The organism is Fictibacillus aquaticus (assembly GCF_002245695.1).
GTDB classification, from domain to species: Bacteria; Bacillota; Bacilli; order Bacillales; family Fictibacillaceae; genus Fictibacillus; species Fictibacillus aquaticus.
The window spans coordinates 976,426-1,002,147 of sequence record NZ_NOII01000001.1; the positions used below are offsets into that span (position 1 = coordinate 976,426).

Annotated in this window: 27 protein-coding genes; 9 read left to right on the forward strand and 18 right to left on the reverse strand. The window is 44.8% G+C overall.

The window, feature by feature from the left end; all coding sequences use genetic code 11:
• Positions 1-63: 63 nt before the first annotated feature.
• The gene (locus tag CGZ90_RS05080; protein ID WP_094251231.1) at positions 64-975 is read right to left on the reverse strand and encodes a CobW family GTP-binding protein; all 912 of its coding nucleotides are present in this window, start codon (positions 973-975) and stop codon (positions 64-66) included.
• 282 nt (positions 976-1,257) lie between these two features.
• On the opposite strand from CGZ90_RS05080, the gene CGZ90_RS05085 reads away from it, so the two are divergent.
• Positions 1,258-1,440, forward strand: coding sequence for a hypothetical protein (locus tag CGZ90_RS05085; protein WP_094251232.1), 183 nt, complete (start codon positions 1,258-1,260; stop codon positions 1,438-1,440).
• Positions 1,441-1,665: 225 nt separating this feature from the next.
• Here CGZ90_RS05085 and CGZ90_RS05090 read toward each other — a convergent pair whose 3' ends face one another.
• From CGZ90_RS05090 to CGZ90_RS05100, 3 genes are all read right to left on the reverse strand, one after another.
• Positions 1,666-2,649 carry a S8 family serine peptidase gene (locus tag CGZ90_RS05090; protein WP_165766773.1) on the reverse strand — a complete coding sequence of 328 codons (984 nt, stop codon included), beginning with the start codon at positions 2,647-2,649 and terminating at the stop codon, positions 1,666-1,668.
• 263 nt (positions 2,650-2,912) lie between these two features.
• Positions 2,913-3,839 (reverse strand): D-alanyl-D-alanine carboxypeptidase family protein, encoded by a 927-nt coding sequence (locus CGZ90_RS05095; protein ID WP_240515345.1) that lies wholly within the window; start codon positions 3,837-3,839, stop codon positions 2,913-2,915.
• Positions 3,840-4,093: 254 nt separating this feature from the next.
• Positions 4,094-5,251: a S8 family peptidase gene (locus CGZ90_RS05100; RefSeq protein ID WP_094251234.1), complete on the reverse strand. Its 1,158-nt coding sequence runs from the start codon at positions 5,249-5,251 to the stop codon at positions 4,094-4,096.
• A 327-nt stretch (positions 5,252-5,578) separates the two neighbouring features.
• Between CGZ90_RS05100 and CGZ90_RS05105 the strand changes: the two genes are divergently transcribed.
• The 3 genes from CGZ90_RS05105 to CGZ90_RS05115 all read left to right on the forward strand — a co-directional run bounded on the left by CGZ90_RS05105 (position 5,579) and on the right by CGZ90_RS05115 (position 8,074).
• The gene (locus CGZ90_RS05105) at positions 5,579-6,298 is read left to right on the forward strand and encodes an ABC transporter ATP-binding protein (protein WP_094251235.1); all 720 of its coding nucleotides are present in this window, start codon (positions 5,579-5,581) and stop codon (positions 6,296-6,298) included.
• Positions 6,288-7,313 (forward strand): ABC transporter permease, encoded by a 1,026-nt coding sequence (locus CGZ90_RS05110; RefSeq protein ID WP_094251236.1) that lies wholly within the window; start codon positions 6,288-6,290, stop codon positions 7,311-7,313. Before CGZ90_RS05105 ends, CGZ90_RS05110 begins: the two co-directional genes overlap by 11 nt.
• 113 nt (positions 7,314-7,426) lie before the next feature.
• Positions 7,427-8,074, forward strand: coding sequence for a TetR/AcrR family transcriptional regulator (locus CGZ90_RS05115; RefSeq protein WP_094251237.1), 648 nt, complete (start codon positions 7,427-7,429; stop codon positions 8,072-8,074).
• Between the two features lie 110 nt (positions 8,075-8,184).
• Here CGZ90_RS05115 and CGZ90_RS05120 read toward each other — a convergent pair whose 3' ends face one another.
• From CGZ90_RS05120 to CGZ90_RS05125, 3 genes are all read right to left on the reverse strand, one after another.
• Positions 8,185-8,499, reverse strand: coding sequence for a hypothetical protein (locus tag CGZ90_RS05120; protein WP_240515346.1), 315 nt, complete (start codon positions 8,497-8,499; stop codon positions 8,185-8,187).
• A 111-nt stretch (positions 8,500-8,610) separates the two neighbouring features.
• Positions 8,611-8,757, reverse strand: coding sequence for a hypothetical protein (locus CGZ90_RS20645; protein WP_165766774.1), 147 nt, complete (start codon positions 8,755-8,757; stop codon positions 8,611-8,613).
• Between the two features lie 95 nt (positions 8,758-8,852).
• Positions 8,853-10,133 (reverse strand): MFS transporter, encoded by a 1,281-nt coding sequence (locus tag CGZ90_RS05125; RefSeq protein WP_094251238.1) that lies wholly within the window; start codon positions 10,131-10,133, stop codon positions 8,853-8,855.
• Positions 10,134-10,286: 153 nt separating this feature from the next.
• Between CGZ90_RS05125 and CGZ90_RS05130 the strand changes: the two genes are divergently transcribed.
• On the forward strand, positions 10,287-11,462 hold the full coding sequence (locus CGZ90_RS05130) for a DHH family phosphoesterase (protein ID WP_094251239.1): 1,176 nt from the start codon (positions 10,287-10,289) through the stop codon (positions 11,460-11,462).
• Between the two features lie 55 nt (positions 11,463-11,517).
• Here the strand turns inward: CGZ90_RS05130 and CGZ90_RS05135 are convergent, their stop codons facing one another.
• Positions 11,518-12,018, reverse strand: a complete 501-nt coding sequence (locus tag CGZ90_RS05135; RefSeq protein ID WP_094251240.1) for a DinB family protein — start codon at positions 12,016-12,018, stop codon at positions 11,518-11,520.
• Positions 12,019-12,116: 98 nt separating this feature from the next.
• Positions 12,117-12,731, reverse strand: coding sequence for a PH domain-containing protein (locus tag CGZ90_RS05140; RefSeq protein WP_094251241.1), 615 nt, complete (start codon positions 12,729-12,731; stop codon positions 12,117-12,119).
• A 258-nt stretch (positions 12,732-12,989) separates the two neighbouring features.
• Between CGZ90_RS05140 and CGZ90_RS05145 the strand changes: the two genes are divergently transcribed.
• Positions 12,990-13,430, forward strand: a complete 441-nt coding sequence (locus tag CGZ90_RS05145) for a universal stress protein (RefSeq protein WP_165766775.1) — start codon at positions 12,990-12,992, stop codon at positions 13,428-13,430.
• A gap of 188 nt (positions 13,431-13,618) precedes the next feature.
• On the opposite strand, the gene fabI is transcribed toward CGZ90_RS05145, so the two are convergent.
• From fabI to CGZ90_RS05165, 4 genes are all read right to left on the reverse strand, one after another.
• Complete coding sequence (gene fabI / locus CGZ90_RS05150; RefSeq protein WP_094251243.1) at positions 13,619-14,398, reverse strand: enoyl-ACP reductase FabI; 780 nt, start codon at positions 14,396-14,398, stop codon at positions 13,619-13,621.
• A gap of 252 nt (positions 14,399-14,650) precedes the next feature.
• The gene (ltaS, locus tag CGZ90_RS05155; RefSeq protein ID WP_094251244.1) at positions 14,651-16,585 is read right to left on the reverse strand and encodes a lipoteichoic acid synthase; all 1,935 of its coding nucleotides are present in this window, start codon (positions 16,583-16,585) and stop codon (positions 14,651-14,653) included.
• Between the two features lie 278 nt (positions 16,586-16,863).
• Positions 16,864-17,547 carry a GNAT family N-acetyltransferase gene (locus CGZ90_RS05160; protein WP_094251245.1) on the reverse strand — a complete coding sequence of 228 codons (684 nt, stop codon included), beginning with the start codon at positions 17,545-17,547 and terminating at the stop codon, positions 16,864-16,866.
• Positions 17,548-17,581: 34 nt separating this feature from the next.
• On the reverse strand, positions 17,582-18,475 hold the full coding sequence (locus tag CGZ90_RS05165) for a carbon-nitrogen hydrolase family protein (RefSeq protein ID WP_094251246.1): 894 nt from the start codon (positions 18,473-18,475) through the stop codon (positions 17,582-17,584).
• Between the two features lie 170 nt (positions 18,476-18,645).
• On the opposite strand from CGZ90_RS05165, the gene CGZ90_RS05170 reads away from it, so the two are divergent.
• Positions 18,646-18,957, forward strand: coding sequence for an RNA polymerase sigma factor (locus CGZ90_RS05170; protein ID WP_094251247.1), 312 nt, complete (start codon positions 18,646-18,648; stop codon positions 18,955-18,957).
• A 46-nt stretch (positions 18,958-19,003) separates the two neighbouring features.
• Here CGZ90_RS05170 and CGZ90_RS05175 read toward each other — a convergent pair whose 3' ends face one another.
• Positions 19,004-20,245 carry an MFS transporter gene (locus CGZ90_RS05175; protein WP_094251248.1) on the reverse strand — a complete coding sequence of 414 codons (1,242 nt, stop codon included), beginning with the start codon at positions 20,243-20,245 and terminating at the stop codon, positions 19,004-19,006.
• 160 nt (positions 20,246-20,405) lie between these two features.
• On the opposite strand from CGZ90_RS05175, the gene speD reads away from it, so the two are divergent.
• Positions 20,406-20,792: an adenosylmethionine decarboxylase gene (gene speD / locus CGZ90_RS05180; protein WP_094251249.1), complete on the forward strand. Its 387-nt coding sequence runs from the start codon at positions 20,406-20,408 to the stop codon at positions 20,790-20,792.
• A 12-nt stretch (positions 20,793-20,804) separates the two neighbouring features.
• Positions 20,805-21,788, forward strand: a complete 984-nt coding sequence (locus tag CGZ90_RS05185; protein WP_106408309.1) for a spermine/spermidine synthase domain-containing protein — start codon at positions 20,805-20,807, stop codon at positions 21,786-21,788.
• A 30-nt stretch (positions 21,789-21,818) separates the two neighbouring features.
• On the opposite strand, the gene CGZ90_RS05190 is transcribed toward CGZ90_RS05185, so the two are convergent.
• From CGZ90_RS05190 to CGZ90_RS05205, 4 genes are all read right to left on the reverse strand, one after another.
• On the reverse strand, positions 21,819-22,079 hold the full coding sequence (locus CGZ90_RS05190; protein ID WP_094251250.1) for a carboxymuconolactone decarboxylase family protein: 261 nt from the start codon (positions 22,077-22,079) through the stop codon (positions 21,819-21,821).
• A 142-nt stretch (positions 22,080-22,221) separates the two neighbouring features.
• Positions 22,222-23,877 (reverse strand): GAF domain-containing sensor histidine kinase, encoded by a 1,656-nt coding sequence (locus CGZ90_RS05195; RefSeq protein ID WP_165766776.1) that lies wholly within the window; start codon positions 23,875-23,877, stop codon positions 22,222-22,224.
• 61 nt (positions 23,878-23,938) lie between these two features.
• Entirely contained in the window at positions 23,939-24,397 is a 459-nt protein-coding gene (locus CGZ90_RS05200) for a VOC family protein (protein ID WP_094251796.1), read from the reverse strand.
• A 21-nt stretch (positions 24,398-24,418) separates the two neighbouring features.
• On the reverse strand, positions 24,419-25,690 hold the full coding sequence (locus CGZ90_RS05205; protein ID WP_094251252.1) for an MFS transporter: 1,272 nt from the start codon (positions 25,688-25,690) through the stop codon (positions 24,419-24,421).
• Positions 25,691-25,722: the final 32 nt, after the last annotated feature.

Sequence of the window (25,722 nt, forward strand, 5' to 3'; positions counted from 1 at the left end):
TGTTTTTTCATTTATTAGAGTATTCCTTTGTATGGGTGGAATCAAACCAATTAATGAGATCTTTTAAGAAAGCTTCTCCAGTTGGCCGCGCAATAACTCTACATCAAGCCCTTCCCCGATGATGACTACTTTAAGCGGCTTTTTCATGATCTCGGGTTCATATTGCGGCAGGCCATAAGAATATTGCATGAGGATGGTGCCTTTTTCCCCAATAAACTGCATATAGCCTTTCATTCGGTAGATGGAATCTGGTGCTTGTCGCAGCCAATTTTCAAAACTTTCCTTTGTGATCGGACCGTTAAATTCGTATACAAACGACTTCACCTTCAGCTGGCGTCCTAATGCAGCTGGCTCGTGGTTTCCTTTTTGAGATGATGTAAGATTTTTAATGATTTCTGCATCGATTCGGGAAAAATCAGTCATAACTGCTGAAGTGTTTGGATTGAGCCTGTTTTGATCCTCCTGAAGCTGATTTTTCTCTGCTGCCGACAACTCTCCGGTTTTGTTCCAGATAAGAAAATCGGCATGCTTCACTTGTTCTGATAGAAGCATCTTGGATTGTATGCTCATCACGTCCCGGTTCAGCCATCTTGGTGAGTCTATGATTGAAATGATGACTGTTTCTTCTATATAGTTTAATAAGTCAGGAGACAGGCATGCGTCAAGAATGTCCACCGGATGAGCAACTCCAGTCGCTTCGATGTAGATGGTTTCTGGCTGATGCTGCTGACATAAAATGATCAGCTGCCTCTCAAGCTGATCCTGCAGAGTGCAGCAGACACATCCGTTTAATAGTTCCGAAAGCGGAACGTCACCCTGAACTGCGTCCGAGTCAATCGAAACTGCCCCTATTTCGTTCATAAGAACAGCCGGCTTCGTACCCTTTTGTCGTTCCTCCATCAGCAGCTGTTTAAGAAGCGTCGTCTTCCCGCTCCCTAAAAAGCCTGCAAGAATAATCACTTTAGCTTTGTTCATCACACTACCCCCAACTAACCAAATTCGTTCCTTTGATTATAGCACTTGCAGAGTGCTCCTGCGGTTACTTCAATTGTGGGGTACTTCACTCTTGGGGTACGGTACCTGGACTTTGTGGGGTACGGTACTCAAAATGAAGATGGTTGGAAGAATAGGCTGCATGACTTTTAGGGGTACGGTACCTTTTGGCTGGGTACCGTACCCCTAAAAAAACATTTAGTCACAATATAGGCGCACGCGGAATATGATGACAGTATTATGCATCTGCCGAGGTGATCACTCATGCCCGAGAATGAATTCCAAAATATTAAAAAACATATGACCGACAAAGAGCTTGAAGAATATATGGAGTGTACGTATCTTTTATTAAGCACCGTTAACCGGTCAGAAATTTTGCACCACTATAAGCGCGCTCGTGAAATCTTAACAACTGTTGTTGTGCGGCTGCAAGGTCCCCTTCATTAAGAGCCTAAACATGAAATATCTCCTTAATCTAAAAAAATCCGGTACCCTTCCGATGTTATTGGGAAGGGTACCGGACCCCGACTAGTGGTCCACTATGACGATTTGCGTTTTCGTTTTTTCTTTCCCCGGCGTGCCATTTCTTCGTAGATCCGCACGCACAAGGTGGCGAAGCTGATCAAAAGGGCAATAATTTTATACGCCAAGGAATCCATTTTGCCGCCCTCCCTAACCTGTCACTAGCGCCGCATCGCCAGCAATGGCTGCAGGTGCCTTACAGGCTATCACGCTTTGTGCATCCAATACGAGCAGTCCATTTCCTTCCGCTCGCTTGGACAAACCGATCGTCATCGTATTTTTCACGAGCTGGGCATACATTTCGGCCTCTGTCAGTCTCCGTCCAAAAGCGCGTTCCTCCCTTGCTACAAGGAGAGCAGCTGCTCCCGACACATGAGGCGTGGCCATGGATGTGCCTGACAGCTTGGCGTACTTCCTGCCAGGGTATGTGGACATTACATCAACTCCGGGAGCAACAAGATCAATTTCATCGTTCGTGTTCGAAAAAGAAGCTAACTTTCGCTCCGAGTCGACCGCTCCTACTTGGACAACTTCTTTATACGCACCAGGATAGGCATATTCGTTCGTCGAATCAGTGTTGTCGCCTTCGTTACCGGCAGCACAGACGACCATTACATCCTTTGCTACCGCTTGCTGGATCGCCTCATGCAGCTCTTTAATGTCAGACGGCCCGCCAAGAGACATAGAGATTACCCTCACCTGCTCGCCTGCTGGACCTCTCCAGTCGGCAGCGTAATTGATGGCATCGATGATTCCTTTGTACGTGCCGCTTCCGTTCTTATCTAACACACGGCAGATAAGAAGCTTCACGTTCGGCGCTACACCTGCAACACCCGCGTAATTAAGGGCCGCTGCAATCGTTCCTGTTACGTGCGTACCATGATAATGGGCATCTGAATAATCATCAGGCTTTCCGCTCACAAAATTCCGCCCTCCGATAATCCGGTTTTTCAGTTCCGGATGCTTCAGATCACAGCCAGTATCAAGCACTGCAACCACAATTCCTTCCCCCATCTCACCTTCCTTCCAGAAAGATGGGGCATTGATCATCTCGATTCCGTATGGCACTTCCTCTCCTGCTGACTCCATGACTTCTTCCAAAACAAAAGGAATTAAACAAACCTCGCTCATCATTCGTTCCTCCTTTGTAATTTTAGAGTCGCAAAGCCGGACATGATCCTCCTTCCTGTCGTTCTGCCGGGTATAGAGAGCTCGTGCTGGTGTAGTAATATTATCACCTGTTTGTCTATATAGACAAGACCCAGTTGGAAAAATAATACATTTAGTCCAGAGATGATGCGAAAAATGTAGAATTTATAAGACTATTCGTGTGTAAACCTTCACCGCTTTACAGGAAAAAAGACAGGGAAAGTCCCTGCCTTTACGAACAAATATTGTTAATTGGATACCGGTACGGCGTTAAAATATTCTTCAAGTGTGATATTTTTGCTCGCCACGGCTGCAGCGGTCTGCTTGCCAACATAACGCAGGTGCCATGGTTCATACTTATAACCTGTGATTTTTTCCTTGCCTTCAGGATAGCGGATGATGAAACCATATTCAGCCGCATGCTTCTCGAGCCACTTCGATTCTGTTTTTTCGGCAAAGCAATCTTGCGCCGGGCATGAACCGTCTCCAGCCGTCACATCAATAGCGAGACCGGTTTCATGTTCACTTGTGCCAGGTAACGCACTGTATGTTCTCGCTTTTTCATAGCCATCTTGTGCCACATAGCGTTCAAAAAGAGCTTTTTGCGTCTCATGAGAACGGTATGCTGATACTCCCTTAATCGTGATACCTTCTTTTTTTGCAGCTGCAAACATCGCCTCGAGCGCGGTTGCAGCTTCCTGGCGCATCATCGTTTTTTCCTCTTTGCCATCAAAAATGAACGGAACTTTTAAGTAAACAAGATTCCCAGGCTCATATGATTCCGGCAGCTTATAAAATTTGTTGACAAGAACATCGATGATCTCAGGCTGTGCAACAACCTGGACCGCTTCATCGCCTGTGCCTGTTTCCCCTGTTGTTTCAGGAGGCTGTCCTGGTGTTCCGCCTGTCTCTCCATCAGCATCAGGCTTAGGCGGCTTGTGATGATCTTGAGGGGGCTCAGCCGGCGTGCCAGTATCTCCATTCGGTTCACGCTCAGGGTCTGCAGGCATCGAGCCGCCATTCCCTCCCCCTTTATTTTCTTCTTGAGGCTTTTCCTTTTCAGTTTGCTCGCTTTTTTCTTCTTTCTTCATAAAAGGAAGTTCCACACTGCACCCTGTAAGAAAAAGGGCGGTTATCATTCCCAAAAATACGCCTTTTCGATTAGTTCCTGTCATTGTTCTCTCCTTATTCTTGATGTTAGTTTCCGTCTATATGATTCGTCGAGATATCCTCCAAAAATGTCGCTATCCGTATCATACCCACAGTATAAAAAAATCTCAAATGTTAATATGGTGAACTTCTAATGATTTTTTAATGAGTTACGGCGAGTTATGGGGTACGGTACCAATGATAACTTTGGTACCGTACCCCACAAAAAAATAAAACTCCCAGCCTAGAGGCTGGGAGCTCCAAATCGCATTCTATTATTTTAGTATCGAACAGCGTTTGCCGCGTTTACGCGTCCTTTAGAGAAGTATGTTCCTGTGCCAGAAATCTTTGTTGCTGTGTTCTCGATTGCAGCTCGGATATTTGACGCTGAACGGCCTTGTGATGCAAGAAGTCCTGCTACACCTGCGACAAGTGGAGTTGCCATGGATGTTCCGGACATGTACGCGTAATATCCGCCTGGTACAGTAGAAAGGATGTCTACACCAGGAGCAGCAACATCAACCCAAGAGCCGTAGTTTGAGAAAGAAGCTAGACGGTCTGCACTGTCAGTTGCAGCAACCGCGATTGTGTTTGAGTAGTAAGCTGGGTAGCTTGGTGCAGATGTGCTTTCGTTTCCAGCTGCGGCTACAACGACTGCCCCTTTGCTTACTGCGTAGTTAATTGCGTTTGATAAAGAAGTTGATCCGCTTGGTCCGCCAAGAGAAAGCGAGATAACTTTTGCTCCGTTATCAGCAGCATGATAGATTCCGTTTGCAATTCCTGAAAGCGATCCGCTTCCGTTCGCATCAAGCACGCGTACTGCATAAATGCTGACGTTTGGCGCCATTCCAGCGATACCGCGGGAGTTATTCGTCGCTGCTGCAGTAATACCTGCACAGTGAGTTCCGTGATCGTTCAAGTCCATCGGATCCCAGTCATTGTCGATGTAATCGTACCCTTTGATTACTTTTCCTGCTAAGTCAGGGTGATTGTAGTCAACGCCTGTGTCGAGGATTGCCACCTTTGTAGTGGAAGAACCGCGCGTAATATCCCACGCAGAAGGAGCTCCAACTTTCTGAGGTGCATATTGATAGGAAGAATAATACGTATCGTTTGGTGTCCAGCTTGCATGGTATGTATAGTTCGGCTCTACGTACTCAACGTCCTTATTTTTCTTGTAATCGGCAATTGCACCTTCAACATCTCCATCAGTGACCGTTACAACTTCGAACCTTGAACCATCCTGCTTCAATTTTCCATCGGCAGCGCTGTGAGCGAGGCTTTGTTTTGCTTTAGAAGTGCCAGATTTGAATTTCACTATAATTTCTTGTGACGTTACCTCTTTCTTCACTTCCACCGGCTTAGCTGCGGATGCAGGTGAAACTAACGACACGACAAGTGGCAGGGCAGCTGCTGCTGCAACAAAACGTTTTAACATTGTCATTCCTCCTTTGCTTGATAATTAACAATATAGTCGGTGTTCCGTGGAAAATAAAGAAAAATTTTGTTATATTCTGAAAATTAATTACATCATCCTACACCGGAAAGCTTTTAACATAAAACAAGACTAAAGAACTATTTTAGATGTAGGAAAAGCTACTCCAAGCAGCCTATTCCCTTCTATCCCGACTGGAAAATATTACTTTTAACTTCATGTTACAATTGTTAATGAGTGAGTACTCACTTGACAGTTCTAAGCTATAAGCATACTCTAATAATGAGTGATTACTCACTTTTTTCAATCTAATAAAAGGGGTGTTTTAGTATGAATGCCATCGAAATACGTCATGTGAAAAAGGCGTTCGGAAAGACTGAAATCCTTACTGACATTGACATGATCGTTCAGAAACAGACGATCTTTGGACTGCTCGGCCCATCAGGCGCTGGCAAGACTACTCTAGTCAAAATGATCGCCGGAATTCAGAACCCGACCGCTGGATCGATTATAGTCAATCAGACCATGATGCCTTCATTTGCGATGATGGAAAAGATCGGGTACATGGCTCAATCCGATGCACTGTACAGTGAACTGAGTGCACTTGAGAACTTAGATTTTTTCGCCTCGCTCTATGGACTTAAAGGAAAAAAGAAAAAGGAACGAATTCACGCAGTACTAGAGATCGTGAACTTAGCAGATCATGCAAAAAAGACGGTCAGTTCTTATTCAGGAGGCATGAAGCGCAGACTGTCTCTTGCCGCTGCACTGCTGCATGAACCGGAAATCCTCATACTTGATGAACCGACAGTCGGCATTGACCCTGTACTTAGAGCTTCTATCTGGCGTGAGCTGCGCTGCCTGAGGCAGAATGGAACGACCATACTTGTTACAACACATGTGATGGATGAAGCGGAAAAATGCGATCAGCTTGCGATGATGCGCGAAGGGAGACTCATTTCAACTGGTACGCCAGAAGACTTGAAGGATGGAAGCAAAACGTTAGAGGAAGCGTTTCTGTACTTTGGAGGTGCGAGCAATGAGAATTAGAGCTCTTGTCATCCGAATCATTCGCCAGTTTGCCCGCGATAAACGGACACTTGCCATGATGATCGCAGCACCGATGCTCATTCTCTCCCTCATGTCATTTGTATTTTCCGATAACGATTTGGTGCCTGTCATCGGGATTAATGAAGGCTCAGCATTTGAAAAATCACTATCTTCGCAAGATGCCGAAACCGTGGAATTTTCATCGAAAAAAGAAGCTGTCGCAGCAGCGGAAAAACAGGAGATCGACGGTTATGTTACTAGATTAGAGGACGGAAGACTTGAGGTGATGTTAGAAGGCAGTGATCCAAAGGCTAACGGTGCTGTTCTTGCTGCGATTCAGAAGGCCGCTGCTGCGGAAATGCCCGCTAAGCAGCCTGAACCGGCCGTCACGATGCTGCACGGTGATAAAGATATGGAGATGTTCGATTCTATTGGACCGTTTCTTATCGGATTTTTCATTTTCTTTTTCGTTTTTTTAATCGCTGGTGTTTCATTTTTAAGAGAACGGACGAATGGAACGCTTGAAAGACTTCTTGCAACACCGCTCAAACGATGGGAGATCGTTGCTGGGTATGTGCTTGGGTTCGGGATATTCACGGTGCTTCAGTCCGCAATTATCGTCTGGTATGCGATCGAGGTGCTAGACATCATGATGGCGGGTTCGATAATTCCGGTCATCGTGACGGCACTGATGCTCGCGGTTACAGCGCTGACATTAGGGACATTATTATCGGCTTTCGCAAAAAACGAGCTGCAGATGATCCAGTTTATCCCGATTGTCATCGTGCCGCAGGTTTTCTTTTCTGGCTTGTTCAGCCTTGAAACGATGGCGCCGTGGGTCCAGAAGCTTGGTGTTGCAATGCCGCTCACATATGGGGGAACAGCCATCCGCGAAGTCATGATCCGAGGCGGCGGAATCGCAGACATCGCGTCAGAACTGCTTGTCCTTCTTGCCTTCTCGGTTCTCTTCATGATACTCAATACTTTTGCGTTAAAGAAGCACAGAAAGCTATAATAAATTTAGAGATTATTGTGTGGGGTACGGTACCATTTCTTTTTGTACCGCTTGTTTTAACGGTTTAATAGAAATCGTACCGTACCCCCTGACAAGAAAAAGGAGCTATTGTTATGCCGGAAAATGATTGGATACAAGAGCTGCTGAGTTCGGACAAAGGAGCATTGAGCGATAAGCAGGTTAAGATACTTGAAGCTGCAACGGAGATTTTTGCTGAACGGGGCTATGCTGCTACAAGCACGAACGAAATCGCACGCCGCGCTGGTGTGGCTGAGGGAACGATATTCCGTCATTATAAGACAAAGAAGGATCTTCTTCTTTCAATCGTGACTCCGACGATGATTAAGTTTGTGGCACCGCACTTTGCAAAAAGCTTTGCAAAAGACGTCTTCAATGAGGATTACGTATCTTACACCGATTTTGTCAGAAAGCTGGCGTTTAACCGCTTTGATTTTGCAAAAAAGAACCAGCAGATCCTAAAGATTTTTTTGCAGGAAATTGCCTTTCATGAAGAATTGCGCACTCCTTTTAAAGCTATTTTCACTGAACATATCCTTAATAAATTTAAAGCGGTCGTAGAGAAATTTCAGCAAAACGGGGAGATTGTTTCGATGCCGCCTGAATCTGTGATGAGACTTACGGTCACGAACGTTATCGGCCTCGTACTCGCACGTTTTCTTTTTCTGCCAGAGGCGGACTGGGATGACGAAGCAGAGCTGGAGAGGACCGTTGACTTTATTGTTAAAGGACTTTCAAAATAACAAAAAGCGTGCGGCGAGCACGCTTTTTGTTTTGTGCTTTTAAGTTGTCCATTCCACACGGAAAAACGGTGAAAATGTCTTTTTGGGGTACCGTACCCCCACCATTCCTACTATCGTCTATGATAAACGCGGCGGGAACGGCTGTCTTTTGTCATCAGTCCGTCAGCAACAAGTACGATCCCTGAGAGAATGTGAAGTCCCATTCCTAAGAACGGTATCCAGCCTAGCGCTGAGGCCGCCAACCCTAACACACTTCCATAATACCTTGTACCTTCTTTCGCACAGATAATGAGTGTGACGAGGTGGAAGAAAAACATAAACCATAAAGGCGTCCAGCCGGTTGCTAAGATAAACATTCCTCCGAGAATCGGAAATCCCAACAATAACTCAAATGAACCTGAAACTAATTTCAGCACTTTTGACACAATTGTCACCCTTTCAACATTCTTTCAATACCCTTATTTACGAAATGCTTTGGAAAAAGTTCCACATGGACGTAAAAGACCCCAGGCAAATGCCTAGGGTCTTGCTTCATATTAGTGAATCATGCTTAAGATATTTTTTAAGTAAAACAATTGGTTATGCAGTTCAGCCATATCTGCTCCCGCTGAAGATTTCCTGGAGAAATATGTGATCACGACAGCAACAATAAAAGAATAGGTGATATACTTCATTTTTTTCATATAACCGCTCCAATCCTATTGCTTATATGTTACATGAAGTATGACGTTATACCAATGGACGCATAAATGTTAATTCGATGATAAGTGTCAGATAATTAAACACCAACAGCTGCTGCGGGCTTCTCTTCTTTTACCTCTTTTCTTTCTTCAAATCTAGGAAGCAAAATCATATAAAAAATCCCTACGAGCACCAGAGCCCCGCCAACTGCATAAAAAAGCACATTGATGCTCACAATCTTAGGGTAAAACAACGCGATAAAACCGAGTGTCAATGAGTGAGAAAGCATTTGCAGCGGACTGATCCATCCTTGCACACGTCCCATCATTTTCTTATCGACGATCTTCGGCATCCAGCCACCCAGACCGATGTTAGTGAGCGGAATCGATAGCCCAGCCCCTGCCGCCATTACATAAAAATAAAAAGTGGTTTTCGGCAGACCGCAAAGCCCAATAAAGATTCCGGTGATGATCAGCCCCCAGATAATTGCTGTGGAGAGCTTAAGCTTTTTCACAAGCATAGAACATATTACACTTCCCGCCAAGACCGCGATCCCGAAAACTACACCCATAATCATCAGCATTTTTTCGTAATTATCAGGAGCGAGCTTGTATTTCATAATAAAGGCAGGCATGACAGACAGTGCGCCGTTGACCATTCCGAACACGAAAAAGCCCATGATGAGTGTCAGAAGCAGCTTATAGTTCCAAATATACGAGAATCCTGAGGCAAAGTCCTTCCAAACCATTTTTAAATGTAAATCCCGAACAGTATGAGGTCCGTTCGGCAAGCGGACTTCTTTATTCACCTTCATGCTCTGAATCAGCAGACCGGATACGAGGAACGTCACCATATCAAATGCGATAGCTCCCTTGATCCCGCCGGCCCAGTAAATGAACACAGCGATCATCGTTCCAAACAGCATGAACACACTGCTGACCATCTGGTTAATTCCAGCTGATATGGCGTATTCATCTTTTGAGAGGATACCTTGAAGCATGGCTTGATCAGCCGGAAAAAAGAATTTGCCGATGGCGCTTCTCAAGAAAAGGACAGCAAACACGAGCACAATCATCTGTGATTCAATCGTGAAAATTAAAACGAGCGACAAGAAAGCACAAATATAATCTGAATAAACTGCAACCTTCTGCCGGTCCATTCGGTCAGCCACGACGCCGACAAGAAAAAATACCGCCATCGTTGGGAGAGCGTACATTAATTCAGCCATTGTCGCATACACTGGCTTTCCGCTATATGTATCCAATAAATAAAACATGAACGCCGTCACCCCAATAATACTGCCCAGAGTCGACGTGAAATTCGCCAAGAACAGTTTTAAAAAGTTCCGGTTTTGAAAAATCCGTATAAACTCTTTCATCCAGTTTCCCCCTTATTATCTTTCTTCATATTCTCACTTATGGTTATTTTTGTAAAATAAAATGTTCAAGTTTAATGGGGGACGTTTTGTATCCAAAGTTAAAATAGAGTACACTATGAAGAGTGACGGAGAAACAGAAAGGATTTTTACTACATGATTCAATTATTCAGCCATAATGACCTCGACGGCAAGTCGTGCGGTCTTCTTATCAAGCTCGCTTACGGCGAGAAAGTGATGCTTACGTATTGTACTCATGACAACATTAACCCGCTGGTCGAACAGTTCCTCGACGACCCGCGCCAGAAGAAAAACGAGGTGTACATTACCGATATCGCGGTAAAAGATGACCTTGCAGCACGCCTTGACGAGCGTTATCAAAACGGCGGGAAAATTCACTTGATCGACCATCACGCCACTGCACTTCATTTTAACGCGTACGAATGGGGCTCAGTCGTTCCGAGATATGAAGACGGACGTCTCACTGCCGCAACATCCCTTTTATACGATCATCTAGTGGAAAAAGGTCTCTTAAAGGATGGAGGCGCTTTAAAAGAGTATGTTGAACTCGTCCGCCTCTATGACACGTGGGAATGGTTCGGAAACAATGAAACGGCAAAAAGACTGAACGACTTGTTCTTCCTTCTGCCGCAAGATAAGTTTGAAGAGCAGATGCTGCCGCGCCTGCAGGGTGATCATTTCGAGTTCAGTGAAACGGAAGAAACGATCCTGAACATGGAAGAAGACAACCGCAAAGCGTACATCAACAAAAAACAGAAGCAGATGGTGGAGATCTGGGACAAGTTCACGGATAAGGAAGGCACAGAGCATGATTATAAAATTGGTGTTGTGCATGCCGAACAGCATCAGTCAGAGCTTGGAAACGAGCTGAATCGTACGAACCCCCATCTTGATCTGATCGTGATCTTGAATGCCGGCAACAAACGCATCGGCTACCGCACGATTCACGAGCATGTAGATGTATCGCAGTACGCGAAGCAATTTAACGGCGGCGGACATCCGAAAGCATCCGGAAGTACGATGACTCCTGACGCGTTTGAAAAATTTGTGATCCCTGCATTTAAAGATCAGCCGCGCCGGCCAGACGTCCATAACAACGAAGAAAATGTGAAGGAAAATCCTAAAGGTACACGCTATATCAACCATCAGCGTGAAGTGACTTCCATTTACCATGAGGATGGGGAATGGAAACTTGAACATAAGAACAATATTGTAGAAAACCTCTCGTTTGCTGATTTTCAGGAAGCGGAAAATCATGTGAAGCGCCATTATAACAGCTGGCTCATTAAAGATGACGATCTGAGGAACTAACAAAAAAAGCTGTCCAGACGAATTAATCTGGGCAGCTTTTTTATGTGTAAAAAGTTTAATGAACACCGTCTTTCGAATCCCACCAGCCGTTTTGTTTACGGATTGTGATGATCTGGCCAGCATGGTAAGCCGCGTGCAGCGCAATATCGGCAATGACCTTGTCCCACTCTCCTGTTCCGTTTTCAAACACAGGTCTCGAAAGCGTGTCATGATCAGCCGCTGCGGTCAGTTCACGCCATTCTTTCATCGTCTGATACAGCTTATTTTCTGCATCAGTCCAGGACTCTCCGCTCACATTCAAGAACGAATCGTCATTGCTGTTTACCTTCTGTGCAGCAGGAATGCCTTTAAAGCGGCCCAGAAAACGCAGCAAATAAAAGTTCACGTGGTTGACGATCTCGCGGATCGAGTTTTCGCTTGCCTTCTGCTTCCAGTCCGCTTGCTCTTCGGTAAGATTCTTCACGCTGTTCTCCAACGAAACAAACCAATGATTCATGTTCACCGAGTCCAGCAAATACATTAAGCCTGCATTCTTCACAGTGTCTGTATTAGCCATAAATCCGCCTCCTTTTCTTTACATTTTCTGTATCCTCATGTGAATTTCCTTTTTAAAAATTAAAACAGTCCGGAAGAAGAACCTCCGGACTGCAGTTTTTAATTGTTAATAAATTTTTCATAAACGTGGCCAAAATCTTTCACCACATAAGTCTTGCGCGCCTCCGAAAGCCAGTTGAACGCTGATTCGTTCAGTCCTTTAAAGCTTTCCACCAGCTGATCTTCCCTCGCCTGTACACGGCTTAATGTTGATGAGGCAAGGTTTAGACTTTGCTGAGCAAACTGCATATATGTTTCATTTTCATGGTTGATCTCAGCGATCTTAAGAAGTGCTTTGTAAAGGTCCTTCAGCTCTTCAAGATGCTTTTTATGAACATCAATTGAGAAAACAGTTGAACCAAGCACGAATTTAATCTCAACGTCCAAATCTACTGTCCCTGCTGTTTCAAGAGATACATTTGAGATAACATTTTCCCAGTACGAATAGCGGCGGAGTGTGCGCTTCTTGCTCACAGCGCTCGTCCCATCGAGGTGGATTAGCGCCTTATTCGTAAAGCAGTATTCATCAGATCTTGATTTGATGAGGAAATAAATCTTCTCACCATCCTCATGCATCACATAATCATCAGCATCCACCTTATCATAATCTGCAGGTGCAATTACTGTTCCAACATCACTCAAGCCAAGCATATCAGATGCTACTTTTTTAAACATACAACGTCTCCCTCTCTTTGATAAATGATTTCAACTTCTTATACTTACGCCTATCCTTATAGGAAAGTTTCAAATTTATTGCTGGGGGTACGGTACTATGATACAACAATATCCGCTGTAATACAGTTTCTTGATATCGAGTACCGTACCCCTCAAAAGAATTTTTACACTTTGTGAGAGTTGTCACATACACTGCACTTGCCACGCGCTATAGTAAAGGTGTAAAGACCATTAGCCAATTTGAGGAGGATGTTAATCATGACTGTTTTTTCCCGGATTGTAGTAGCTTACGATGGATCAGAATTAAGCAAGATGGCATTGAACCAAGCCGTTAATCTTGTAAAAGAAATACCCGCTAGCGAGCTTCATGTTCTTACTGTGTATGAGCCTCAATATGCTGTGGCATATGCCACTCCGTATTACACAGAAAACAACGGCGATTACGACAGGATGCTTGAACGTGACGAAAAGCTGAAGGTTATAAAGGATCAGCTGTCTGTGGAAATAAGCAATCCTGTTCACACGTATTCCGTTCAAGGGCATTCTGGAAATGAAATCGTAAAATACGCAAACGAAAAGGACGCGGACCTGATCGTTATCGGCAGCCGTGGTCTAAGCAACTTGAAAGAACTTTTCCTCGGCAGCTGCAGCCACTATGTGGTGCAAAAAGCTACATGCCCGGTCTTTATCATTAAATAACCCACTTTCTTACTGGACCGCCTGCTTCCCTCGCAGGCGGATTTTTATTTTCTACGGTTCTTTTTTGGGGGTACGGTACCATTCATCAATTTATGGCTGTTTAACAGTGTTTTGAGGGAATGGTACCGTACCCCCAGTTTATGTCCCTAAAAAAGAAGACAGCTCATGAACGAGCTGTCTTCTTTGCTTTATCCCATAATGTTGAAGCCTGAGTCTACATAGATAATTTCGCCGGTTACACCGCGAGATAGGTGGCTCATTAATGACAACGTCATGTCACCGACTTCTTCCTGCGTTACATTGCGGCGCAGTGGTGCTGTTTCTTCGATCTTATGCAGTATCGTGTTGAACGACGGGATTCCCTTTGCAGCAAGTGTACGTACAGCACCAGCAGAAACAGCGTTCACACGAATATCGTCTTTCCCAAGATCTTCAGCTAAATAGCGGACACTTGCTTCAAGTGAAGCTTTTGCGATACCCATCAAGTTATAGCCAGGAACAACGCGTTCTGCACCGAGGTAGCTCATTGTGATGATGGATCCGCCCTCTGTCATGAACTCGCGAGCTTCACGCGCTACAGCGATTAATGAGTATGCACTTGTGTCTTGAGCGAACGCATAACCGTCACGAGATGTTTCGATGAACGCTCCTTTAAGATCCTCAGACTTTGCATGAGCAACAGAGTGAACAATTCCGTGGATGACACCGACACGCGCCCCGATTTCCTGGAACGCCGATTTGATACTTTCGTCATTGTTTACGTCGCATTGTACGATTGCTTTTGCCTCAAAACCTTCTGAGTTCAGAGCTTTTTCAAGCTTTGCTGCAGAACGCTCCTGACGGTAAGTGAAAATTAAGTTCACTCCAGCTTTTTGCAAAGATTTTGCCACACCCCATGCAAGGCTTCGTTCGTTAGCCACACCCATGATTACAATATTCTTATCTTTTAATTTCAGTAAGTCTTCCATCAGTCATTCCTCCAATACCATTCTCTACTGCTATCTTAACATTAAAATTAAACACTTGCTATTATTACCTGGTCTTAATACACGTAATATTACTTTTGGGGTACGGTACCATTCAAGATTAATCGGCTGTACATAAGAAAACTTGATAAATGGTACCGTACCCCACCCCCCTCAACTCGGTTTCCCAAACCCGAGTTCTCCAAACAAACAAAAAAGCCATCCCCAGCTAAAAGCCGGGGATGGCTGATCGTTTTATTCTTTTTCTGGATTGTTGTAATTGTACTTGGAGCGGTCCACTTTCTTAAAGCCTTTTGGCTTGTGGAAGCGGAGCAAGTCTCCTTGTACTACTTTATCAGACAGCTTAAGTTTCGTTTCTACTTGTTCTTCTGTCTGAGTGATCATTTCGTTTTTCTGAACCGGCTCACCTGTGACAGTGTTGAAATACTTGCCGTTAATGCCTGTTACTTCTGGTGTTACAAAGTTTCCGTTACGGAATGGAACTACTTGCTGGTGCTGTGGTGACAATAAGTCTGTTCCAAACTGTACATAATCCTTCGTATCGATGCCAAGAAGGTGCATGAGCGTTGGCATTAGGTCAATCTGACCGCCGTACTGGTGCTTCACGCCGCCTTCCATTCCTGGGACACGGATCATGAGCGGCACTCGCTGAAGCTGTGCGTTTTCAAATGAGCCGACTTCTTTGCCCAATACCTTGCTCATCGCGTCGTTATGGTTCTCTGAAATACCATAGTGATCACCATACATGACAATAACAGAATTATCGTAAAGACCAGTTTCCTTCAAGTAGTTCATGAAGCCTTCTACAGATTCATCTTGATAGCGGGCCGTTTGGAAGTAACGGTCAACTGAACCGTCTCCTGTCGTATGAGGACCAATTGTCGCCTCTTCCTCAGAAATTGGATATGGGAAGTGGTGAGACACTGTGATGAACTTAGAATAGAAAGGCTGCTTCATGTTCTCAAGCATCGGCTTGGACTGCTCGAAGAATGGCTTATCTTTTAAGCCGTAGTTTTGTACGTCTTTTTCATTCATGTCATACCAGCCAGCATCAAAGAAGTTGTCATAGCCGAATGACTTGTACGCTTCATCACGGTTCCAGAACGTTTTATTGTTACCGTGGAACACAGCTGATTCATACCCTTTCTGCCCTAGTATAGCTGGAGCAGCTTGGTACGTGTTGCCTCCATTCGTAGTGAAGGCAGAGCCTTGCGGTAATCCAAATAGAGAGTTTTCAAGCATGAACTCCGCATCAGATGTTTTACCTTGACCAGTCTGATGGAAGAAATTATCAAAGTACATCGTGTTCTTATCTTTTACAAAAGAGTTCAGATAAGGCGTTACTTCTTCGCCATTTAACTTATAGTCGATCATGAAATTCTGCATTGACTCCAGGTGAATGTAGATCACATTCATGCCTTTCGCCTTGCCGAATGTCTTCGGATCTGGTTTTGCATACATCGAGTTCTCGTAGTTCAGAACGTCAGTCAGGTCACTCGTATCAGCAGAAGCCTTTTGAGCGTTTGTTCTCATGTTCTGAACAGCATCATAAATCGTGTAGTTATAAGCACCTAAATACTTCACAAGATAGTTGCGGTCAAATGTTCTAGTTAAAAGCTGCGGGCGGTCGATCTCAGCCAGTGCAACGTTTGTAAGAAGCAGTACAACCGCAGAAACGAAAACAAGTCGGCGCTTGCGTTTGTTTAATGAAATAGCTGCAGGCTTTGCAATTTTTGCAAAAACAAGAATACCAATAATGATTGTATCCAAGAAAAACAGAACGTCATAGCCTTTCAGCAATTCGAAAATACTGCCTCCAAGGCTTCCGAAGTTATCTGTCTGGGTCAATGTTGGCAGCGTGATAAAGTCGTTGAAGAATCTGTAATATACGATATTGGCGTATAAAATAAAGGACAATAGAAAATTAATAATAAACAGCCCGATATACGCCCTGCGCCCCTTCAAATACAAAGCCAGTCCTAAAAATAGAACCGCGGAACCGGCTGGGTTAAAGAAGAGCAAGAATTTCTGCATTCCATTTTCAATACCTAAATTAAACGATGTCAAGTAGGCCGCATATGTTTTTGCCCAGAAAAGCGCGACGGCAAAAATGAAAAAACCAAGATGCTTGTTCAAGACATGCTGGCCTTTATTCCAAAACTTATTCAATGTTATCACCTCAAATTACTCTATTAAATAACTTACAAAAATTACAAACGAACAACACGTTATCCATTATATACTACTCGTTATCGTATTACCTAATGATAAATATGTGACACTTTACATATTCTTCTTTTCAAATTGCCCGATAAATGGCTGTGTTAAACATGACGAGCATACTGATAATTTTTACTCTGCCATAAAAAAAATCCCGGAACGTTTTGATGTCCAGGATTCTCATTATAACCATTTCTTCAGAATTGTAAAGAGTATATAGATGTAAATTAGCCCCAAATAGTTTGATGATTTTTAAACGGATTGCGCCATTCCATCAGCATCCCATTATCACCGGATTCTTCATCATCCAGATAATTTTTGACGAGTGCCAGCGGCGTCCTGCCGCATTTTAGCAAAAAAGAGATCACGGGATCCTTCATCTCCCCAGCCACAACTCTTTCTATATATTGTTCTGGCGATAACGAATCCATATAACGATGATATCCTGGCATCCTGCCGCCGCCAAGCAGCCGGTCCAGGTTCAGATGCACGACACAATCATACATGGACTGCATGAGAGCAGCGCCAAGTTTTAAATGACGGTAAGCGGGCCTGACACCGATATCGACAACATAAAGGGTGTTGCCGTCTGGTTCATGATTTCGAATATAGCCGGAATCAGTGATCTCTTCCCAAGTATGATCGGCATGATTCGGATCAAAAGTGACAATAAGACCGGTCATTGATCCGGCAACCACTCCGTCTACCTCGACACAAAGTGCGCCTTCTGAAAAAAGCGTGACGTGATTTGTCAGCTGTACTTCGTTCCAGAGGAGATCAGGAGGAAACGGAGGCGGAAAGCATTCCCGCTGAATCGTGATGAGTGCATCAAAATCCTTTTCATTGTAGTTCCGGATTACCGCATTATGCGAACGTCCTTCATGATACAAATAAAATTCTTTGCGGTACATGCTTCCGACACCTCCGAAAATTGTAGAAAAACCTTTAGCCGATTTTCTCGTCAGCAGGCCTGATGGCGACTAGCTTCTCCCAATCAGGGTAAAGATCGCTTCGTCTGTCGCGCCATGTTGTGACTGATCCGTTCTGCCTTACTTCATATAATAGTGCAAGATCCAGATCCGCAGTGATGATCATATCGTTGTTTATGTCGCCTTCTGCCATGATGCCGCGCTGCGGAAACGGCACATCGTTTGGCGTGATAACCGCAGCCTGTCCGTAGTTCGCACGCATGAAATCGACAGTCGGGAGTGATCCGATCGTTCCTGTTGTGACTACATACACTTGATTTTCAATCGTACGGGCATGCGCCGAGTAGCGTACGCGGTGGAAACCGTGCGAGTCATCTGTACATGATGGACAGAAAATGACATCTGCGCCCATTGCTTTTGCCATCCGCACGATCTCAGGGAACTCGATGTCATAGCATGTCAGTACAGCAATTGTCCCTTTTTCTGTTGGGAACACCTGCAGTCCGCTTCCCGGTTCTATGTTCCATTCTTCTACTTCAGTCGGCGTGATGTGAAGTTTAGGCTGTTTGCCGCTGCGCCCGTCCGGATAAAACAGGTGCGCCACATTGTACAGCTTCCCTTCTTCCCTCACTACATGGGTTCCGCCGATTATGTGCATATTATATTTTTGTGCCAGCTGAGAGAACAGCTGATAATAAAGTTCTGTATATAAAGGAAGGTGCTCGATGCTGTATCCTTCTGCTGAATCTGGAATAGACAACAATTGTGTTGTTACAAACTCCGGAAACAGAACAAAATCCGCCTTGAACTCAGCGGCATTTTTCACATAATGAGTCACCTGCTGTTCAAATTCTTCAAAACTGCTGATCGTGTGCAAATGATACTGCACAGCTGAAACGCGTAGCCTCAATCCTTATATCCTCCTTTTCGTCCTTTTATTCCATACTATTCTACAGGAAAAGAATTCGTTTCAAAAGCAAATAATTTATTGTAAGTGCTATATGTTCTGTTAAAATGTTTTATAAGTTTTGTATAAGGGAATAGACAATCCGAATAGACTGTTTGAAAGGGGTGTGGGCAATGGACTACCAAAACTTGGATGAACAGCTTTTACAGAGAATACACAGAAAAGACCGCAACGCGTTAGAACTGCTGTATAACCGCTATGAAAGACTGCTGTTTCATGCCGCCTATCGTATGACTCTGGATGAGGCCAAGGCGGAAGAAATTTTAAAAGAGCTGTTTACAGAGCTATGGACATTTCCACACTCTTTCAATCCGTCAGGAAAAGAACGTTTTTCCGCAAAGTTCCTTAAAAAATGCATGGAAAGATGCCATCATCAGCAGCAAAAGCCTGACCGACCGCATATTTCAGCAGCAATCAGAGCTTGATCAAACACAAGAAAAGGGTGCCCCCCAGCGGACACCCTTTTTTTCGTTAAGCCCCTACTTCTATTTTTTTTCGTTCACGCATGAGCGGTACCATTGTAAGGATACCTGCAGCTAAAAGCAGGCCAGCACCTTCATATATTCCAACGATGGAAACAAAGTTTTTCAGCCAGCCCGACAGTGACATCGTTATTACCATCGCTCCCATGAACAGCGGGTTCAAAATTCCGTTTACCCGGCCGATAAACTCAGACTGAGTATTTTTTAATATCAGTGTATTGATTCCGATGTGAATGCAAGGCATGAACAACCCGCTGACAAATTCAGCAGTTAAGGTGAGCCAGTATGCTTCTGAAAGACCCATCACGATAAAACCTGCCGCACTCGCGAGCATTCCTGCTGATAAAAGGACCTGTGGCTTCACTTTTGAAGAAACCGCCATTGTCAGTCCGCCGCCGATTATCATTCCTCCACCGAACGCGGCCATGAGCCATTGCAGCTGTTCTTTCGGAAGCCCGAGCTGTTCTGTGACAAGAAAAACTGTCATTGGCTGGGTGAGCCCGATTGCAAGTCCCGCTACCGCAAAACAAACACCCAATAAAGTCAGGGCTTTGTTGCGCAGTACGTATCGGAAACCATCTTTCATTTCTTCTGTCAGCGATGTTTTCTTTCCATCAGCTGCTGGCTCCTCATCAGGCGGCAGCAGCATCAGGACAGCTGCAGAAAGGATAAATGCTGCACCCATCACAGCAATCGCCGCTGCAATACCAAACTGCTGGTAAACATAAGTACCTAAAATCGGTCCTAAAATCATGAACAGCGCAAAAACTGTCTGGTACATGCTCATACCGAGCTGTACGAGCTCATCAGGTACGTGAATCTTAAACAGCTTCATTCCAGAAGGCTGCGAGAACTGAGAAAGAATTGAGGAGATAAGTGTGGCAAAGAAAATGACTTTCCAGCTCCCGTACATCAATGTAAGCAGGACGGCAAAAATGGACAGCGCGCTCAGCAGGTCGCACCAGATCATCGTCCTTTTCGGCCGCCACCTGTCCGCAAAAGTTCCCCCGATAAAAGAAAAGAGAAAGATCGGAGCAAATTCGGCTACCGAAATAAGTGAAACAGCGACAGGATTTTCGTTCGTTTTTTCGATCACGTACAAAAGGATCGAATAGTTCCGTACCCAGATACCTATCTGCAGAAATAGGACCGACAGAAGGATCGTCCGGATGACTTTGTTCTGAAAAACGGCCCCCATTGAAATCTTTGGTTTTATAGCTTCTTCAGACATACAATTAACCCCCATTAATTGATCAAAACACTCTCTTCATAATTATAGCCTAATACCCAATTTATTCTAACTTGTAATTTATTGCCGGATTGTCCATTTCGGAAAAAGCGGACTCTGCGTATTGTAATGTAAATGATTAAGTTTATTAGGATGTGCTTATTTGGAAACAAAAGGATTCCATCTCATTGTAGATGCATTTTTGTGTGATGAAAGTCTGCTGGATTCTGCTGAAAGGCTTGAAACTGCTTTAGTCCAGCTTGCAGAGGACTTAAACATGGAGGTACTTCATACCCACTTTCACTCATTTGTGCCACAGGGAGTGACAGGTGTGCTCGTTCTTTCTACATCTCATATGTCTATCCACACTTGGCCAGAAAAGGGATATGCATCACTCGATATCTACACTTGCGGTGAAAACAACCCATTAGATGAAGCAGAGCGGGTGATTTCCGCTTTTTCATCACAATATGCCGTTGTATATTCCATCAACCGTGGAAATAAACAGCAGAACGAGCTTGTCTCGCGTATTATCAGCAAAAACAATTAAGGGGATAACTTTATGAGCAAGAAAACCAAAACAGAATCCAAATTATGGCTGAACTCACTCGTTGCAAAACCGCAGCAAGTAAAGCAAGATTCTCATGGAAATGAAAACATCATGAGCAACGGTGATATTTGGGATAAAAAAGGGTTAAGAGAAATGGTGAACCACCGGCACAAAATGCTAGTGAACGAAAAGAGCAAGTTTCAGGATATCACTGTATTAGAAGCTGTCGATATTAGAATGTATTTAAATGAGCAGCTGCAGTTCAGCTCTCTAGATGAGCGCATTTATCATCAGGCACTAGTACACCCTGCTTTCCATCTCAGCGATTCAAGAGCGAGGGTGCTGATCCTCGGTGGCGGTGACGGGCTTGCATTGCGTGAAGTGTTTAAATACAAAGAAGTTGAGGAAGTCGTCCTTGTCGATATTGATGAAAAGGTTATCCAGACTTCACAGACTGTCCCATCCATCGTTGAGCTAAACAATGGTTCGCTTTTGGATAAACGCGTAAACGTTAAGATTCAGGATGCAAGGGAGTACGTTTTGAACGGCAGCTCCAAATTTGACGTCATTATCGTCGATTTTCCAGATCCGGCAGAAACCATCCTAGCAAGGCTGTATGCAAAAGAAATGTTCGAAAAACTATATAACAGGCTTACTAATGGCGGTGTAATCGTCTGTCAGTCCAATTCACCGAGTGATGCGCCTGGCGTTTACTGGACGATCGGAAAGACGATGGAAAGCGCAGGCTTTCATACAAAAGGCTATCACGCGATTGTTCCATCGTTCGGAGACTGGGGCTTCCACCTTGGCCAAAAATCCAAGATCGAAATCGAAGAAGATATTTATCTTAAAACACGTGCTATGCCATCTTATGAGGAAATGTTTACATTTTCAAAGAACGTCTTGAAAGAAAAAAATAAAGCAGCCGTCAATTCAGAGAAAAACTTAATCCTTCATCACTTATATGAAGAAGATATGAAAAAGTGGCATGCATAAGAAAACAGCCGGGATTCCCGGCTGTTTTCTTTAATGATCAGCTTGTATTCCCATCGCAATGATAAACCAGTTTGCGGCGTTCTTACTGCCAACCTGGAAAAAGAGCGCGATGAGTTCTTCTATTGTAAAGTGCTTCATTAATCGTTCATACAGTTCCTGAGGCAGCTGGCCATGGTACGCCATCACCTGATCTGCGAGTTCAAGAGCTAACAGCTGTCGCTCAGTCAGCTCTGCAGACCCTTTATTCATTGAATGTTTTTTAGAGGATTCATCCAGAATCCCGTAGTCCATGTTTTGTCAGTAATCGCAGCCGTTGTTCGTAGCAGACCTGAGCCGCAGCATCTCCATCAGCTCTGGTTCCAAAATACCGTTTAGAGCGGCGTCCAATTGGTTCCACGCGTCCATTATGCTTGGTGAATTCGCAAGGGCCTTCTTAAAAGGCGTCCCCTCCACGTTCTTTTGAGGCAGTCTTCCCATCAAGTGAATCTCCCTTCAAGTTGAATTTCACACTGAGTTCCGTTCCGCAGCCTGGCCGGCTGTCAATCTCCCACTTCCCGCCAAGCATGCACGTGCGCTCTCTCATGCTCGTCAGACCGAGTGAATAGCGCCCAAACACGTTCTCGTCATATTGAAAACCTTCACCATAATCCCGTATTTTCATGGAAATCGTGTCGTCAACGTATTCTAATGTAAGCTCCGCTTTGTCCGTCTTGGCATGTTTGCTGATATTGTTCAGCGCTTCCTGACCGATGCGCCAGAGCGCTTCTTCAATGACCCTTGGCATATGGCAGCATGAGCTAATCTTAACATCCACCTGGATGCCAAGGCTTTTTCCATACTTTTCGAGTGTGGCACCGATTCCTTCTTCAAGCCCAGCTGGCCTCAGCTGCCATATAAGTGCACGCATCTCCTGAAGAACTTCCTGCGAGATGTTCTGGATTTCGTCTAGCGACTCTTGCATGATCTCGTTCTCTTTTGGGGCGAAAGCTTTCAGGCCTTTTGCTGTCAAGGAGAGCGAAAACAGCTTCTGGTTCACCGAATCGTGCAGATCGCGCGCCAGACGATTACGTTCTTCGGCAAGTGCGAGCTCCCGGCTTTTTTCGTTAAGGACAGCGTTCTGGACGGCAAGCGCCACATAGTCCGCGATCGCTTTCAATGTTTTTTTGTCGCATTCTTTATAGGAATCTGGTTTGCGTTCGTTGCAGACGATAAGCGCACCTAGAATTTCTTCTCCCATCGTCAGCGAGACCGCTATTGTACAGTCGTCAATGAACCCTTCTTTTTCCAGGTCCTGAATCAATTCTTCGTCATCAAGCGACTTGTTTCTCAGTTCTTCCACGATCCCTAGCGAAAAGCGCTTTTTGATCTTTTTTACCGCCCCATTGGTGAATGTTGTATGAAGAGTCATTGCTTTTTCTTCTTTTATCATAAAAGCGACCTGAGACCAGTGAAAAAGCCCGGCAATCTTCTTTACCACTTTTTCCGGAAAATCATTCACGTTCTGTATCTTCCACACATAACGGCCGAAATCGTCAAGCTGTTCAAGCGTATTGGCCCGCTCCTGCTGCTCTCCATACAGCTTCGTCCGCTTGATCGCCGTTCCGATCTGCAGTGCAACAGACTGAAGAAGATTCAGTTCATTCTCTTCAAAATGGACCTTGCCTGGCGAACCAATATTCAGCACACCGAATTTCTCCCCGCCCGCTGCTATCGGAACCGTTGCGTGATGAGTCAATCCGCCTGTATCACCCCAGTTGCATTCAATCGCGTCCTCGATGCGCTTGCAGTTAATGATATTGACAGCACTGTTCAGGCGCCCGTCCCAGTACTTGTCCAAGCACCAGCAGCTGTTTTCGCACATCGGCCGTTTGTTGTCGATCGCAAGCGCCGGCGGCAGATGGCAGTCCGCTACAAAATGATAGATTGGCTCTTCATCCACGAGAAAAATCCAGCCTGTCTGAAGTTTCGTGATCTCGAGCAGCTTTTCTAGAACCGACTGCAGCATCGGCCTCAGTTCATGTGACTGGTTCAGCGTTTCGGCAATCACTTTCAACGTATTGATCTCGTTTGTATTCATCGCTTCCGCCATCCACTCTGCCTCCATCTCCGTAATTCTCATTCCATTATAAGGGAGACGGGGCGAAATTGTCTTAAACTTTGTTTGTGGTAAGGGCTTCCCATTCACTTAGGTACCGTACCCCAGTTAGTTCTGGTCTGCCTTTCCCTTCGAGCATCGTGATAAATTCAAGTGAATTGCCGTCCGGATCGTTGAAGTAAACGGCTGCAGCCGGCATCCATGTATGGACGATAGGTTCTATTGGCTGGAGACCGAACGATTCTCTAGGTTCAATGCCTCTTTCTTTCAGCCATTGCGGAGCATTCAGCAACTCCTCTAGCGTCACACCGAACGCAAAATGTCTGCGTGTCCATTCCGATTGCTTCACTTCCCACACGCCGAGCATCTGCTTTTTTTCTGTTCCAAAGTAAAAGAACGCAGCTCTGCGGGACTCGATTCTATGTGCCAGCTCCATGCCAAGTTTTTCGTAAAAAGCTAAAGCACGATCTAAGTCCGTGACGTGCACATGAGTTTCAAATAAATTTCCTGTCATATTCATTTTAACGCCTCTCCTTTAAGGTATCATCGCCGTCTGAAGCGGCTTATCCGCATGTTTAGCTGGTGCTGCAAAAATGACGTGCATTAGATAGATGCTGATTACACCCATCACGAAAAACATCGTGCTCATCGCCCAGCTTGGAATGAAGGACCCGAGTGAAACACATACACTCGCAATAACCATCCCTAGGTTCCACTTCATCCCAGCCACCGCCATATAAGCGCTTCGGTGTTCATCATCGGCAATATCCGCGAGCTTGGATTCTGAAACCGGTGCGTAAGAGATTTCACCGATCGTGGCTAAAACCATCGCGAACAAAAGGAGCAGCGGCGAGTTGCTGAACCCGATAATCGTGTATCCGATCGTGTAGATGGCTAGACCCGCCATAAGGATGCTGTATTCTTTATACTTTTTAAAAAGCATAGTAACTAATGCTGTAGCAGCCACAACAACTAGAGTGTTCTCTGTCTGAAGGAAGCCCATCATGCGGACACCGTCGATGTGAATCGCGTTCGAGAAGAAGTTCAGCGTATGGACGCTCATTTCTTTTTCAAGCCGGATGCCAACATAATTGGTAAGCTGCACTTCGAGCGACATGATCAGAATGATTGCGGTCATGTATTTGACGAACAATCTGTCTTTTAAAACAAGCGAATAGTTCGTAGCCATCTCGCGCAACACTCTAGGTTTCTCTTTTGTAGCAACTCTCTTGGGCACATATGTTTCTTCAATAAAATACTGGACGAGCACCCATGACACAACAGCTGATACAGACAATGCAGCGAACAGTTCGAAACGGTGTGACTTGATCAAGAAAGCTCCGATTATGGAACCTGCTGCGAACGAAAGGTTATTAAACCAATACGAGATCGCGAATACAAATTTCCGGTTTTCAGGTGTGCTCACATCGATCAGCATCGCCCGTGACGCCGGACCGCCGATTCCCCAACACACACTGTTAACCGTCATCATGAGGAACGTAATCACTGGCGATTCAAACCACGGCGAGTTGGCAGCGGCCATCATCGTGTAGGCACCGATACGAAGTACACCTGACAGCTGGATCATCCTTTTCCGGCCGATTTTATCAGCAAAATATCCTCCGTAAAGACCGGAGATGATACCGATGATAATGTTGAAAATCATAATCATCCCGGTTATCTTCGCACCGAAATGCCCAGCAAAGTATATGGCCATGAACGGAAATACCATCGTGCTGACTGTCGAGCTGATAAAGTTTTCCGCTATGCGGACCTGAATGTTACGGTGAAAATCTTTAAATCGCATAACGTTTCCTCCTATTCTGCTTTTATTATAAT